This window comes from Methylobacterium sp. FF17 (assembly GCF_025813715.1).
In the GTDB taxonomy this organism is placed as follows: domain Bacteria; phylum Pseudomonadota; class Alphaproteobacteria; order Rhizobiales; family Beijerinckiaceae; genus Methylobacterium; species Methylobacterium flocculans.
Map to the genome: position 1 here is coordinate 5,692,347 of NZ_CP107532.1, position 13,045 is coordinate 5,705,391.

12 protein-coding genes are annotated in these 13,045 nt (G+C 70.5%); 7 read left to right on the plus strand and 5 right to left on the minus strand.

The window, feature by feature from the left end:
* The first annotated feature begins 70 nt into the window (after positions 1-70).
* Positions 71-160 carry a pyrroloquinoline quinone precursor peptide PqqA gene (gene pqqA, locus OF380_RS27080; RefSeq protein ID WP_056182869.1) on the plus strand — a complete coding sequence of 30 codons (90 nt, stop codon included), beginning with the start codon at positions 71-73 and terminating at the stop codon, positions 158-160.
* An 86-nt stretch (positions 161-246) separates the two neighbouring features.
* On the opposite strand, the gene dinB is transcribed toward pqqA, so the two are convergent.
* Entirely contained in the window at positions 247-1,335 is a 1,089-nt protein-coding gene (dinB, locus tag OF380_RS27085) for a DNA polymerase IV (protein ID WP_264048703.1), read from the minus strand.
* 322 nt (positions 1,336-1,657) lie between these two features.
* Here dinB and OF380_RS27090 point away from each other — a divergent pair, with 322 nt between their 5' ends.
* Together OF380_RS27090 and OF380_RS27095 are read left to right on the plus strand one after the other, a co-directional pair.
* Positions 1,658-2,812, plus strand: a complete 1,155-nt coding sequence (locus OF380_RS27090; RefSeq protein ID WP_264048705.1) for a dimethylmenaquinone methyltransferase — start codon at positions 1,658-1,660, stop codon at positions 2,810-2,812.
* A 113-nt stretch (positions 2,813-2,925) separates the two neighbouring features.
* The gene (locus OF380_RS27095; protein WP_264048706.1) at positions 2,926-5,202 is read left to right on the plus strand and encodes a xanthine dehydrogenase family protein molybdopterin-binding subunit; all 2,277 of its coding nucleotides are present in this window, start codon (positions 2,926-2,928) and stop codon (positions 5,200-5,202) included.
* A 126-nt stretch (positions 5,203-5,328) separates the two neighbouring features.
* Here OF380_RS27095 and ldtR read toward each other — a convergent pair whose 3' ends face one another.
* From ldtR to OF380_RS27110, 3 genes are all read right to left on the minus strand, one after another.
* Positions 5,329-5,841, minus strand: a complete 513-nt coding sequence (gene ldtR, locus OF380_RS27100) for a transcriptional regulator LdtR (RefSeq protein WP_264051509.1) — start codon at positions 5,839-5,841, stop codon at positions 5,329-5,331.
* Between the two features lie 163 nt (positions 5,842-6,004).
* The gene (locus OF380_RS27105) at positions 6,005-6,472 is read right to left on the minus strand and encodes a DUF6163 family protein (protein ID WP_264048707.1); all 468 of its coding nucleotides are present in this window, start codon (positions 6,470-6,472) and stop codon (positions 6,005-6,007) included.
* Positions 6,473-6,485: 13 nt separating this feature from the next.
* Entirely contained in the window at positions 6,486-7,541 is a 1,056-nt protein-coding gene (locus OF380_RS27110; protein ID WP_264048708.1) for an enoyl-CoA hydratase/isomerase family protein, read from the minus strand.
* Positions 7,542-7,789: 248 nt separating this feature from the next.
* Between OF380_RS27110 and hemB the strand changes: the two genes are divergently transcribed.
* The 4 genes from hemB (at position 7,790) to OF380_RS27130 (ending at position 10,814) form a co-directional block, all read left to right on the plus strand.
* Positions 7,790-8,848 (plus strand): porphobilinogen synthase, encoded by a 1,059-nt coding sequence (hemB, locus tag OF380_RS27115; RefSeq protein WP_264051510.1) that lies wholly within the window; start codon positions 7,790-7,792, stop codon positions 8,846-8,848.
* Positions 8,845-9,237 (plus strand): hypothetical protein, encoded by a 393-nt coding sequence (locus OF380_RS27120; protein ID WP_264048709.1) that lies wholly within the window; start codon positions 8,845-8,847, stop codon positions 9,235-9,237. Before hemB ends, OF380_RS27120 begins: the two co-directional genes overlap by 4 nt.
* A gap of 90 nt (positions 9,238-9,327) precedes the next feature.
* Positions 9,328-9,816 (plus strand): RDD family protein, encoded by a 489-nt coding sequence (locus tag OF380_RS27125; protein ID WP_264048710.1) that lies wholly within the window; start codon positions 9,328-9,330, stop codon positions 9,814-9,816.
* A gap of 251 nt (positions 9,817-10,067) precedes the next feature.
* Positions 10,068-10,814 carry an arginyltransferase gene (locus tag OF380_RS27130; protein ID WP_264048711.1) on the plus strand — a complete coding sequence of 249 codons (747 nt, stop codon included), beginning with the start codon at positions 10,068-10,070 and terminating at the stop codon, positions 10,812-10,814.
* Positions 10,815-10,832: 18 nt separating this feature from the next.
* Here the strand turns inward: OF380_RS27130 and OF380_RS27135 are convergent, their stop codons facing one another.
* Positions 10,833-12,971 carry a TonB-dependent receptor gene (locus OF380_RS27135; protein ID WP_264048712.1) on the minus strand — a complete coding sequence of 713 codons (2,139 nt, stop codon included), beginning with the start codon at positions 12,969-12,971 and terminating at the stop codon, positions 10,833-10,835.
* Positions 12,972-13,045 lie beyond the last annotated feature (74 nt).

A 13,045-nucleotide genomic window follows, 5' to 3' on the forward strand; every position in this document is an offset into this window, starting at 1 on the left:
CCCTCGGTTCCAGCGCCGCGAGCCCCCGGATTCCGGCGCCCATCAATCAACCGCCATGAGGAGAGACGTCATGAAGTGGTCCGCCCCCATCGTTTCCGAGATCTGCGTCGGCATGGAAGTCACCAGCTACGAGTCCGCCGAGATCGATCCCTTCAACTAAGGGTGATCGCGGGTTCCGCGCACGGAACCTGCTGGTCCGGGAGGGGCGCTATCCGAGAGGGTGGCGCCCCTTTCGTTTGCGCGCCCTCAGAGTGCGAGGCCGAGTTGCTCCGGCTCCGGTGCCGGCCCGTGTTCGAGGGCCGAGAGCGAGACGCCGAGCAGGCGCACGCTGCGCCGGAGCGGGAAGGCTTCCCGCAGGAGGGCGAGCACGATGCGCTCCAGGTCCGACCGGTCCGGCACGAAGCCGGGCAGCGAGCGGGCCCGGGTGATCTGCTCGAAATCCGAGAACTTCACCTTCAGCGTCACGGTGCGCGCCCGGACCTCCCGGGCGGCGGCCGCACCCCAGACCTTGTCGAGGAGGGGCGCGAGGCGACCTGCGAGCACGGCGTAATCGGCGGAATCGTCCGAGAAGGTGTTCTCGGCCCCGATGGACTTGCGCACCCGGTTGACCCGCACCGGCCGTGTGTCGAGGCCCCGCGCGACGCCGTAATAGTAGGGTGCCGAGGCGCCGAACCGTGCGACCAGGCTCTCCAGGCTCTGGGCCCGCAGGTCGCGCCCGGTGAGAATGCCGAGCGCCTTCATGCGCGCTTCCGTCACCGGCCCGACCCCGTGGAAGCGCCCGATCGGCAGATCCTCCACGAAGGCCGGGCCCATCGCGGGGGTGATCACGAACAGGGCGTCGGGCTTGCGGAAGTCGGAAGCGACCTTCGCCAGGAACTTGTTGTAGGACACCCCCGCCGAAGCGACGAGACCGGTGCGCTCGCGAATCGCCGCCCGGATCGCGCGCGCGACCTCCGTGGCCGTGGCCAGCCCCTGTCGATTGTGGGTCACGTCGAGATAGGCCTCGTCGAGGGCGACGGGCTCGATCAGGTCCGTATGCTCGGCGAACACCGCCCGGATCTGCTCCGAGATGCCCCGGTAGACATCGAAGCGCGGCTTCACGAAGACGAGGTTGGGGCAGAGCCGGCGCGCCGTCACCGAGGGCATGGCCGAGCGCACGCCGAAGACCCGCGCCTCGTAGCTCGCCGCCGCCACCACGCCGCGTTCGCGCGAGCCGCCCACCGCCACCGGACGCCCCCGAAGCGCGGGGTCGTCGCGCTGCTCCACGGAGGCGTAGAACGCGTCCATGTCGATGTGGATGATCTTTCGGGGCTGGCCGGCCTCGTCCGGGTCCATCGCGGGCGGGTCTCCTCGCGCGATCTGTTCGTGGTCTGTTCGCACCATCCCGGTTCGGCCCGCGGAATCAAGCCGGGCGTCGCAGCGGTCCACCGTCGAACCGACGCGGCGGAGGCTGTGCGACGGGACCAGGAGGCGGGCGAGCGGGATCCCGCTCCCGCCGGTTTTTAGCGTCCCCCCTCTGCACCGCGCGGCGTCGCTGGACGCGCGGTCTCGCGAACGGCCCCCGGCCGCTCCGGGGCTCGCCGTCGCGGTCCACCTGCCGCATAAGGGCCACGACAGAGCCGCCCGGGGCGGCGATTCGCCCGAGGACCGATTGACCGTGAACGTCACCCAGATCACCCACCACGACCTCGACGGCTACGGCGCCTCCACGGTGGTCGGCCAGTTCGCCGATGTGTCGCGCATCGTTCACGTGCCGCGCTATTCGGATGTCGGCCCCGTGGTCGAGACCGAACTGAAGCGCCTCGGCAAGGCGGCGAGCCCCGAGATGATCGTGATGACCGACCTCGGCCTGGAGGCGGTGGCGGTCAGCTTCATCAAGAGCTTCGCCGCCCTCAACCGCCGCCGCGACGAGGCCGCCCGCCACCGCCTGATCGTGCTCGACCACCACGCCTCGTCGGTGGATCAGCTCCGCGAGCAGAAGCTCGAGCCGCAGCCCCACCCCGAGGCGCCGGGCGTGCAGCGCTTCGACCTCGAGGACCCGAACATCGTGGTGCTCATCGACGAGGCGCGCTGCGCCACCCGCATGGCCTACGAGCACCGTGCCCTCTACGCCACCCGCGAGGCCGACGCGGACCCGATCCTCGGCGCCCTGGTGACGGCGGTGGACGCGGTCGACCTCTGGCGCAAGGACCGGCCCGAGTTCCGCGCGGGCCTGAGCCTCGACGAGGTGTTCTGGGACAACGTCTCGAACCTCGTCCCCATCGGCCATCCCTGGCACGACCGCTTCGTGAGCGACCTGCTCCTCGGCGTGGCGCGGCTGCTCGCCGACGGCGCCACCCCGGCGGGCATCGAGGGCCAGGTGGGTGCGCTGCGCACCGCCATCCTCGACCGCTACCTCGCCGACGACGCGACCGACGACCGCACGCTCACCACCCGCATGCGGATCGCCCGCGTGCTCGCCCGCTCGGAGCTGTTCCATCCCCTCTCGGACGGCACGCTGATGTCGTTCGGCCTCGATGCCGGCACCTTCCAGCGCGTCTCGGACCTCATCATGGCGAGCGGCCGGGCCAGCCGCGTCCTCAATGTGCAGCGGGCAGGCACGATGTCGTTCCGCTCCAACAACGAGACGGCGCTCGACGGCGCCCGGCGCTTCCGGGGCGGCGGCCACAAGGACGCCGCCGGCGGCAAGCTGACGAGCGGCACCGCCTTTTCCCTAGCGGATGCCATCGCGCAGGTGGAGCCGGTGCTGAACCCCCCTGCCCCCGACCCCTCGGCGAGCCCCTTCGCGGCGCTGAAGAACTGGAAGGGCTGAGACGAGTCCGTCCGGCTCCCGGGCCGGACATCCGCCCCCGAGCGACGTGCCGTCGCGCCCGGATCGCCGGCGCGCCGGCCGGGGTTACCCTCACGACAGAGGGGGGACATCCGATGGGGATACCGGCCGATACGACGGACCGTCCGGCCTGGCTCGGGCGCGCGCATCCGCGCGTCGAGGGGCCGGCCAAGGTCACCGGCGCGGCGCGCTACGCCTCCGACACCCGCCTGCCGAACCTCGCCCATGCCGCCCTCGTCACGAGCACCATCCCGCGTGGACGGATCACCGGCTTCGACCTCGCGGCCGCGCGCGCCGTGCCGGGCACCCTCGGCATCTTCACCCATCGGGACTTCGCCGGGTCGATCCGGCCGGTGGATCACCTCATGGCGGGAGGCTACGCCAATAGCGGCCACCGTCCCCTCGGTTCGGACGCGGTCGCCTATGCGGGCCAGATCGTCGCCCTGGTGGTGGCCGAGAGCGTGGAGGCGGCCAGCGCGGCGGCCGCCCGCGTCGTCGTCGGCTACGAGCCCGCCCCCTTCGCGGACGGCCTCGATTCGGAGGGTGCCGAGACCGTGCGGCTCGCCGATCTCAAGCCGAAGCACCACGATCCCGCCTGCGGGGACGCCGATGCGGGGCTGGCGCGCGCCGATGCGGTCGTCGCGGCGCGCTACGAGACGCCGATCCAGCACCACAACCCCATCGAGCTGTACACCACCACCTGCGCCTGGGACGGACCCCGCCTCACGGTCTACGAGCCCTCGCGCTACCTCGGCGCCGTCCGGCACGGTCTCGCCGCGCAACTCGGCCTCGATCCGGCCGACATCCGCGTGGTGGCCGGGCTGATCGGCGGCCATTTCGGCTCGAAGCTCGCCCTTGCGCAGTACACGGCCCCGGTGGCGCTGGCGGCCAGGGCCCTGGGCCGTCCGGTCGCCCTGGTGCCGAGCCGGCGCGACACCTTCACCATCGCCAATTACCGGCCCGAGACCCGCCACGACATCCGGCTCGGCGCGACGGCCGACGGGCGCTTCACGGCCCTCGTCCACAAGGCCACGGTGATCGCCTCGCGGTTCGACCCCTTCGCGATGGAGGGCACCGACGTCACCGCCAGCCTCTATGCCTGCCCGAACGTGCGCACCGACGAGCGCGCCGTGCGGGTCGACCGCAACACGCCGGGGCCGATGCGCGCTCCCCCCGAGGTGCCCTACCTCTTCGCCCTGGAGAGCGCCGTCGACGAGATGGCGCATGCGCTGCGGCTCGACCCCATCGCCTTGCGCCGGCGCAACGACACCGCAACCGATCCGATCTCGGGCAAGCCCTTCTCCTCGCGCCCGCTCATGGCCTGCTTCGACGCCGGCGCCGAGGCCTTCGGCTGGGCGGAGCGGGACCCCGAGCCCGGCCGGATGCGGGAGGGGGCCTGGTGCATCGGCCTCGGCTGCGCGGCCTCCGTGCGCCCGGTTAAGATCGCCCCCGCCACGATGCGGGTCGCGCTCTCGGCCGGGGGGCGGGCCACGGTCGCCACCGCGCACCACGAGATCGGCAACGGCATCACGACGCTTCTCGCGCTCGGCGCCGCCGAGTGGCTCGGGATCGAACCGGAGGCGGTGACGGTGCGGCTGGGCGATACGGATCTGCCCGCCGCCGGCCTCTCGGGCGGATCCGCCACCACCACGAGCCTGCTCCACACCCTCGCGCAGGGATGCGAGGCGCTGCGTGCGCGCCTCGTCGCGGCGGCGGTCGCCGCGGACGCTCCCCTGGCGGGTGCCGATCCGGCCGGGTGCCGGCTCGCGGACCGCGCCCTGGCGGCGGCGGACGGACGCCGCGCGCCGCTCGACGGACTCCTGGCGCGCACGGGCGAGATCGCCGAGACCGTCGCCTTCACGCCCGAGGGGTCGGGGCCGGAGGCCCTGGCGGCCATGGAGGCGGGCCGCATGGCCCTCGGAACGGGAGCCGGCGAGAAGGCCGTGTCCTGGGCTTTCGGGGCGCAGTTCGCCCGCGTGCGGGTCCATGCGGAGACCGGCGAGGTCCGGGTCGACCGCCTGCTCGGCGCCTTTGCGGCGGGACGCATCCTCAACCCGCTCACCGCCCGGAGCCAACTCACGGGCGGCATGCTCTGGGGCCTCGGCTCGGCGCTTCTCGAAGAGACGATCCTCGACCGGGGCCATTATCGCAACGCGGATCTCGCCGAGTACCTCGTCGCCACCGCCGCCGACACCCCCGAGATCGAGGCGCTGTTCGTGCCCGACCCGGACGCGGCCGTGAACCCGCTTGGGCTCAAGGGTCTGGGCGAACTCGGGATCATCGGCGTCAACGCGGCTATCGCCAACGCGGTCTTCAACGCGACGGGCCGCCGCATCCGCGCGCTGCCGATCCGGGTCGAGGATCTGCTGTGACCCGGGCGCTGATCCGCACGTTGGCCCCGAATCAAAGGCGGTCGCGGATCTGATCGGTCCAGAAGCGCGCGCAGGTCCGGTGTTCCGGACCTGCGTCTTCCTTGGAGGATGGGAGCGCTTCTCCGCTCAGAGACGGTAGCGGATCTGGTCGGTCCAGAAGCGCTCCAGCCGGCTGAGTGCCACGTTGAGGCGGCCGAAATCGTCGTCCGAGATGCCGCCGATCGGCTGGATGGTACGGGCGTGCTTGTCGTAGAGGCTCTGGATGATGTCGTGGACCTGACGCCCCTTGTCGGTGAGGCTGATGCGCACCGAGCGGCGATCCGTCTTCGAGCGGGCGTGGTGGAGGTAGCCGGCCTCGACGAGCTTCTTGACGTTGTAGGAGACGTTCGAGCCGAGATAGTAGCCCTTGGTGCGCAGTTCGCTCGCGGTCAGCTCCTTGTCGCCGATGTTGTAGAGGAGCAGCGCCTGGACGCTGTTCACGTCCTCGCGGTCGCGACGCTCGAACTCGTCCTTGATCACGTCGAGAAGCCGGCGGTGCAGGCGCTCCACGAGGTGCAGGGCTTCCAGGTACGCGTCGTGGGCCGATGCGGTTTCGGGGGCGGTTTTGGTCTCGCTGACCTTGGCGGCTTGGGACTTCATCATGAGCCTCATCGGTCTGTTCGCTTCGGGGCCGGTGTTCTTCGCCACCGCTCATGAAGCCAACCTAGGAGTCGCAGATGAAAGACGGTTTAAGCGATAGGATGAATTTGCGATTTACCTCTCTGGGTAAATGCAAGATGAAGCGATCCCCGTAACGCCCCGTTTACCGGATCTCCCGGGCCGCCAGGAAAGATAAGATAAAATACATCGCAATAATCCCGCCCTGTATAGCCAGGTAGGGCGTCGACATCGGCAGCAGTTGCGGCGTCAGGATCGCGAGGGTGAGCGTGCTGGTGGCGGCCAGCAGCCAGACCACGCCGCCCCAGGCGCTGGTGAGCCAGAGGCCGACCGCCGCCATCGCGTCGATCACCGCGAAGTAGACGATCACGCTCTGGCGACCGATCGGCTCCGATTCGAAGGGCCGGGCGCCGGGCAGCACGTCGAGGATGCTGGCCCAGGTCGCCACCGCCTTGGCCAGCCAGAACAGGGCGGTGACGCGCATGAACCAGATCAGGACCACGTCCCAGCCGCTCTGCGGCGACTGCGGCACCCGCTCGATCCGGTCCCCCCCGCCCTCGCCGCCCCGGCCCCGCGCCTCGCGGGGGCCGCCCAGCTTCGTCAATCCGCGCATGCCGGGCCTCTCGTCACCGCTCGAAATCGGGTTCGGGTGCGTCACCCGGCGCGAAGGCCGCGGCGATCGTGCCGGGGTCGACGGCCCCCAGGGTCGCGGGCGACCAGGCCGGCGCGCCGTCCTTGTCGATCACGGCGGCGCGCACGCCTTCGAAGAAGTCGTGTCCGCGCATCAGGGCGCTGACCATGCGGTACTCGGTGCGCAGCGCGTCGGGGAAGGTCAGGGTCGCGCCCCGGCGCATCTGCTCGCGCACCAGCACGAGGCTGGTGGGGGAGCGCGTGCGCATCAGCGCGGCCGTCTCCGTCGCGAAGGCGGACCCGTCCGCATCGAGGCGCGCCAGGATGTCGGGTACGGTGTCGGCGCCGAAGCAGGCGTCGATGCGGGCGCGTTCGCGGACCAGCACCCCCGGGTCCGGCACCGGCCGGGCGCGGTCGGCGAGCACCGGGTCGATCGGCCCGCCCCCGGCGAGGGCGTCCACGAGGGCGTCGAAATCGGCGGCCGCCGCGTGGTGCGTGGCCAGCCCCACCGCGTGCGCGTCGCCGGGGCCGATCCGGGTGCCCGTCAGGGCGAGATAGGTGCCGGTGAGGCCGGGCAGGCGCGGCAGCACGTAGGTCATGCCGACATCCGGAAACAGCCCGATGCCCACCTCCGGCATCGCGAAGCTGTAGCTCTCGGAGGAGACCCGGTGGCTGCCATGCACCGAGATGCCGTTGCCCCCGCCCATCACGAGGCCCTCGATCAGGCTGACGATGGGTTTGGGTAAGTGCTTCACGGCGGCGTCGAGGCCGTACTCGGCGCGCCAGAACGCATCGACGCCCGCGTGGTCGCCGGCCGTGGCGAGGGCATGGATCTCGCGGATGTCGCCCCCGGCGCAGAAGGCCCGCCCACCCCGACCGCGCAGGACGAGGCGGGTCACGGCGGCATCCTCGGCCCAGGCCGCGAGTTGCGCCCGCATCGCCTCGAGCATCGCGCGCGTGAGGGCGTTCAGGGCGCGCGGCCGGTTCAGGGTCACGAGGCCCACCGCCCCGCGCCGCTCGAACAGGATCTCCGCCTCGCCTGAATCCGCCATCGTCGCTCCCGCCTGGATCGCCTGCTTAGACGAGGTTTTGGCGCGCGGCGTCAATCGGCACCCGGGCGCCGGGCCCGAGCCGCCGTCCCCAGCCGACGGATCACCGCCTGCAAAGGGATCTCCGCCTGCAAAGGGATCATGGCAGGTCTTCCTGCGTCGGCAGCGCGGGTTTCGAAGGCTTTTGCGGATGTGTTACGCCCCGCATGTGCCATGGTCCCAGGGCCGAAACCCATCGAGTTCGCCGAATGATGACCCATGATCCCGCGACGCCCCGTCCCCTCGCCGTCGAGACCGCGCGGGACGCGGCCCGACCGGCGCCCCTGGGGATCACCCAGCGCCCGCGTCGCAACCGCAAGGCCGAGTGGTCGCGCCGCCTCGTGCGCGAGCATACGCTCACCGTCGACGACCTGATCTGGCCGCTCTTCGTGATCGAGGGCTCGGGCCGGCGCGAGCCCATCGCGTCGATGCCGGGCGTGGAGCGCCTCAGCGTCGACGAGGTCGTGCGCGATGCCGAGAAGGCCGCCCGCGCCGGTATCCCGGCGATCTCGTTCTTTCCCTACACCGAGCCGGGCTTGCGCGATCCCACGGGGTCCGAGTCGCTGAACCGCGAAAACCTCGTGTGCCGGGCGGTGCGCGCCGTGAAGAAGGCGGTGCCGGAACTCGGGCTGATGACCGACGTCGCCCTCGACCCCTATACCAGCCACGGCCATGACGGGCTCCTCGAGGACGGCGCGATCCTCAACGACGAGACCGTGGCCCTCCTCGTGGAGCAGAGCCTGATCCAGGCCGAGGCCGGCACCGACATCATCGCGCCCTCCGACATGATGGACGGGCGCGTCGGCGCGATCCGGGCGGGCCTCGACCGGGCGGGCTTTCGCGATGTTCAGATCATGGCCTACGCGGCCAAGTACGCGAGCGCGTTCTACGGCCCGTTCCGCGACGCCATCGGCACGCAGGCCGCGCTGGTGGGCGACAAGCGCACCTACCAGATGGACCCGGGCAATTCCGACGAGGCGATCCGCGAGGTCGCCCTCGATCTCGCCGAGGGCGCCGATTCCGTGATGGTGAAGCCCGGCCTGCCCTATCTCGACATCATCCGCCGGGTGAAGGATGAGTTCGCGGTGCCGACCTTCGCCTATCAGGTCTCGGGCGAGTACGCGATGATCGAGGCCGCCGCCCGCAACGGCTGGCTCGACGGGGAGCGGGCCATGGTCGAGAGCCTGCTGGCCTTCAAGCGCGCGGGCGCCGATGGCGTGCTCACCTACTACGCCCTGCGGGTCGCCGAGCGGCTGCGCGCCGGGGCGTGAGGGTCGGCGCGTCCGCGCGCTGGCTCGCCGCCCTCGCGCTCGGCCTCGGCGCCTGCGAGAGCTCGGTGGACCGCCAGCGCGCCACGATTTGCCGGCGCGTCGTGCCGGCGGTGGCGCCCTCGCAGGCGGGCATCCGGCTCCTGCGCGTCGGCACGGGGGCGCATGCCGACGAGGTGCGGGTCGATTACGCGGTCTCGGGGCGGCCGGGGCAGGCCGCACGCCAGCGCTGGGTCGCCTGTGGCTTCGGCCCCGGCGCCGAACTCCTCGGGCTGTCCACCGAGTCCGGCCCGGTCAGCGGCGCCAGCCTCTACCTGCTGCGGCACTACTACCTCGACACGCCGGAGGCCGCCGCCGCCGATCCCGCCGCGCGAAACCCCGATCCGCCCTGAATCGATCTTGAGAGTTGTGCGGCGCACGCCCACATTTCGGGACGGAACGACAGCCGCTCCATTCCGCGAGCGCCGTTCAGGAGCGCCCCCATGCGCGAGACGCAAAGCCCCTACGCCGATCGCTACGCGGCCGGCTACGCCCCCCAGTTTCCGGTCCCCTACGTCCGGGGCAGCCTCGGGGCGCGCTTCGTCGCCTACCTCCTCGACATCCTGTTCATCTTCGGCTTCACGGCCTTCCTGATGCTGGCGATCACGGTGGTCGGCGTGCTCACCTTCGGCCTCGGCTGGACGCTGTTCGCGATCCTCCCCGCCAGCGGCATCCTCTACAGCGCCATCACGGTGGGGGGCGCGGGCCAGGGCACCTGGGGCATGCGGATGATGGGCCTGCGCGTCGTGGCCCCCGAGAGCGGCGCCCGCGTCGATTACCTCACCGCCGCGATCCACGCGCTGCTGTTCTACGTGGCCGTGGCCTCCGCGTTCGTGCTCTGGATGCTCGATGTCGGCATCGGCCTCGTGCGCGCCGACCGCCGCCTCGGGCATGACCTGCTCCTCGGCCTCGCCGTGGTGCGCGCGGACTGAGGGGACGCGGCGTCCCGCCCGGGGCTCCGGGCGGGGGCAGGGTTCGACCAGGATCAAGTCCTCGGCATGGATCAAGTCCTCGGGAAGGATCAAGTCCTGGGGAAGGATCAGGGCCGGGATCGGGCTGCGACGAAGGTTTCGCACGAAATCGTTCCGAGGACCGCAGGGGGTGTTGAGCCGGCCCACGATGCGGATACACTCAAGTCTCGGCCCGCGTTTCGCAGGCCCCGCGCGGCGAGCGACAGACAAGCGTGACGAGCCATTCCCGGGATACCCCGCAATTCTACCTGACGGCCCCCTCGCCGTGCCCGTACCTGCCGGGGCAGGAGGAGCGGAAGGTGTTCACGCACCTCGTCGGCCGTCGCGCCCGCGACCTCAACGAGATCCTGACGCAGGGCGGCTTCCGCCGCTCGCAGACCATCGCCTATCGGCCGGCCTGCGAATCCTGCCGCGCCTGCATCTCGGTGCGGGTGGTGGTGTCCGATTTCCGGCCATCGGGCAGCCAGCGCCGCATCCTCCAGCGCAACCACGACCTTGTGGGCAACCCGGAGCCCAACCGCCCGGCCTCCGAGCAATACGCCCTCTTCCGGCGCTACCTCGACGCCCGCCACGGCGACGGCGGCATGGTCGACATGACCGTCCTCGACTACGCGATGATGATCGAGGACAGCCACGTCGACACCCACCTCGTGGCCTATCGCCGGCGCGGCCCCGACACCGCGATCAACGGGCGCGGCACCGGCCCGACCGTCGCCCTGTGCCTCACCGACGTCCTCGCGGACGGCCTCTCGATGGTCTACTCGTTCTACGATCCGTCCGAGGCGCATCGCTCGCTCGGCACCTTCATGATCCTCGACCACATCCGGCGCGCGGCCGAACTCGGCCTGCCCTACCTCTACCTCGGCTACTGGGTCGAGGGATCGCGCAAGATGGACTACAAGGCCCGTTTCACCCCGCAGGAGCGCCTGATGGGGCCGGGCTGGCAGCGGGTGGAGTGAGCCACCCGCCGCCGCGACTCAGAACCGCGCGATGATCTGCGCGCGGATGGTGCGCGGCGCACCGGGCTGGATGTTGTTGTTGCCGTCGGCGGTGGCGATGTAGCGCCGGTCGAACGCGTTCTCGATGTTGATCTGCGCGCGCCAGAACTCGTTCACCTTGTAGAACAGGCCCAGGTCGAAGCGGGTGATGCCGGGCAGGCGCACCGTGTTGTCCGAGGACGCGAAGGTGTGTCCGGTCTGGATGTAGCCGACGCCGAAGGAGAGTTCGGGCGTGACCTCGAACTTGTTCCAGAGAGTGAAGGCGTTGAAGGGCACGAGCCCGACGGTGTTGCCCCGCATGATCGTGGTCGAGACGTTGCTGACGATGCGGGCATCCGTGAAGGCGTAGCCGCCCGCCACCTGCCACCAGTCGGTGACGTAGCCGTTGGCCCCGATCTCCGCCCCTTGGGTGGTCGTCTGGCCGCTGGTGAGGAAGAATCCGAGACGGTTCGGATCGGCGATGCGCTGGTTGAAGCGGTCGAGGTTGTACAGGGCGCCCGTGAGCTGGAGCAGCGGCGAGACGTCGTACTTCACGCCGACCTCCGCGTTCTCGAAACGCTCCGGCTGCGCGATGGCGAGCCCCGGCGTCAGGGACCCGAACTGGTCGCCGGACGAGGGCAGGTAGGAGACGCTGTAGCTGCCGTAGAAGGCGAGGTTCTCCAGCGGCTTCAGGACCACGCCGGCGCGCGGAGAGACGAGGTCGTCGACCCGGTTGGTCTGCACCGGGACGGGCGCCCGCGCGTTCAGGTTGTTCGACGTGAAGTCGAAATGGTCGTAGCGCAGGCCGCCGATGACCTGCAGGTGCGGGCCGATCTCGATCTGGTCCTGGGCGTAGACCGCCGCCAGCCCGAGGTCGTAGCGGGTGTTGTTGCCGGTGGTGTTGCGGAAGGCGACGGGCGCGCGGGTGACCGAGGCCAGCGGATTGACCACGAGGGTCTGGGTGCCGTTGGGGAAGAACCCCTCCTCGCGGAAGGCGCGGCCCTCCTGGTAGCCGAGTTCGAAGCCGGCCAGCAGGGTGTGCCGCAGGACGCCCGTGTCGAACTTGTAGGTGAGATCGTTCTGGCTGAAGTAGTTCGTCCGCGGCGTCTCGTTGTTGTACGCCGTGATGTTGACGGCGGTGCCGGCCGCGTTGACCGCCCCGCCCGGGAAGACGTTCTGGTAGAACTTCTGGTAGTCCGCGAAGCGCAGGGTGCTGTGCAGCGCCACGCCGGACTCGAACAGGTGGTCGAGGGTCGCGGTGGCGATGTGGGCGTCGACGCGGGCGTAGCTCAGGTCCGGATTGCCGAAATACGTGGCGGTGTTCTGGCGGTAGCGGTAGGGCCGCCCGAACTGCGAGGGGATGCCGCGATCCGTGGTCCGCTCGTCGTGGAAGTACTCGTAGGACAGCTTGAGCGTCGTGACCGGGCTCAACAGGAACGTCATCGTCGGGTTGATGCCGTAGCGGCGGATGTCGCCGAAGTCGCGATAGGTGCCCGTATCCTCGAACATGCCGTTGAGGCGGAAGTACACGCTGTCGCTGATCCGGTCGCCCACATCGACCGCCACGCGCTTGTTCCCGAACTGGCCGCCCTGGGCCACGATCTCGCGGATCGGGATGCCGTCGGCCTCCTTCAGGACGCGGTTGATGACGCCGCCGCCGCCGCCGCGCCCGAACACCAGGGCGTTGGGGCCCTTGAGCACCTCGATCCGCTGCGTGTTGTAGAGGTCGCGGAAGTACTGCACGTCGTCGCGCACGCCGTTGACGTAGAAATCGGCGTTGGAGCGCTGGCCACGGATCACGAGGTCGTCGCGGTTGCCCTCGCCCTGGTGCGGGATGATGCCCGGGACGTAGCGCACGGCCTCCTCGATCGATTGGAAGCCCTGGTCGCGGATCTGGGCCTGGGTCACGACGGTGACGGATTGCGGCGTGTCGATGAGCGGCGTGGTGGTCTTCGTCGCGCTGCGCGTCTCCCGCGTCAGGTAGCCCACCGTATTGCCGCGCAGGCCTTCGACGCTCAACTGATCCAGGGTGACCGCGGTGTCCGCCGGGAGGATGGCCGGTTGCGCCAGGGCGATCCCCGGCAGCGCGGTTCCGCACAACAGGGTCGCGAGGACACGCGACGTTGCTGCAATCTTCATAATCGATTCCACCGGCTCTCGGATCACGTCTTGTTGATCTTGTGCCCCTCGGTCGATCCAGGGACTGATTTGTC

Excerpts from the sequence above, each read along its gene's own strand:
- OF380_RS27125 (WP_264048710.1), top strand. The coding sequence starts at position 9,328 with ATGCGCGAGACGCAAAGCCCCTACGCCGATCGCTACGCGGCCGGCTAC.
- hemB (WP_264051510.1), top strand. The coding sequence starts at position 7,790 with ATGACCCATGATCCCGCGACGCCCCGTCCCCTCGCCGTCGAGACCGCG.
- dinB (WP_264048703.1), bottom strand. The coding sequence starts at position 1,335 with ATGGACCCGGACGAGGCCGGCCAGCCCCGAAAGATCATCCACATCGAC.
- OF380_RS27105 (WP_264048707.1), bottom strand. The coding sequence starts at position 6,472 with ATGCGCGGATTGACGAAGCTGGGCGGCCCCCGCGAGGCGCGGGGCCGG.
- OF380_RS27135 (WP_264048712.1), bottom strand. The coding sequence starts at position 12,971 with ATGAAGATTGCAGCAACGTCGCGTGTCCTCGCGACCCTGTTGTGCGGA.
- OF380_RS27095 (WP_264048706.1), top strand. The coding sequence starts at position 2,926 with ATGGGGATACCGGCCGATACGACGGACCGTCCGGCCTGGCTCGGGCGC.
- ldtR (WP_264051509.1), bottom strand. The coding sequence starts at position 5,841 with ATGAAGTCCCAAGCCGCCAAGGTCAGCGAGACCAAAACCGCCCCCGAA.
- OF380_RS27110 (WP_264048708.1), bottom strand. The coding sequence starts at position 7,541 with ATGGCGGATTCAGGCGAGGCGGAGATCCTGTTCGAGCGGCGCGGGGCG.
- pqqA (WP_056182869.1), top strand. The coding sequence starts at position 71 with ATGAAGTGGTCCGCCCCCATCGTTTCCGAGATCTGCGTCGGCATGGAA.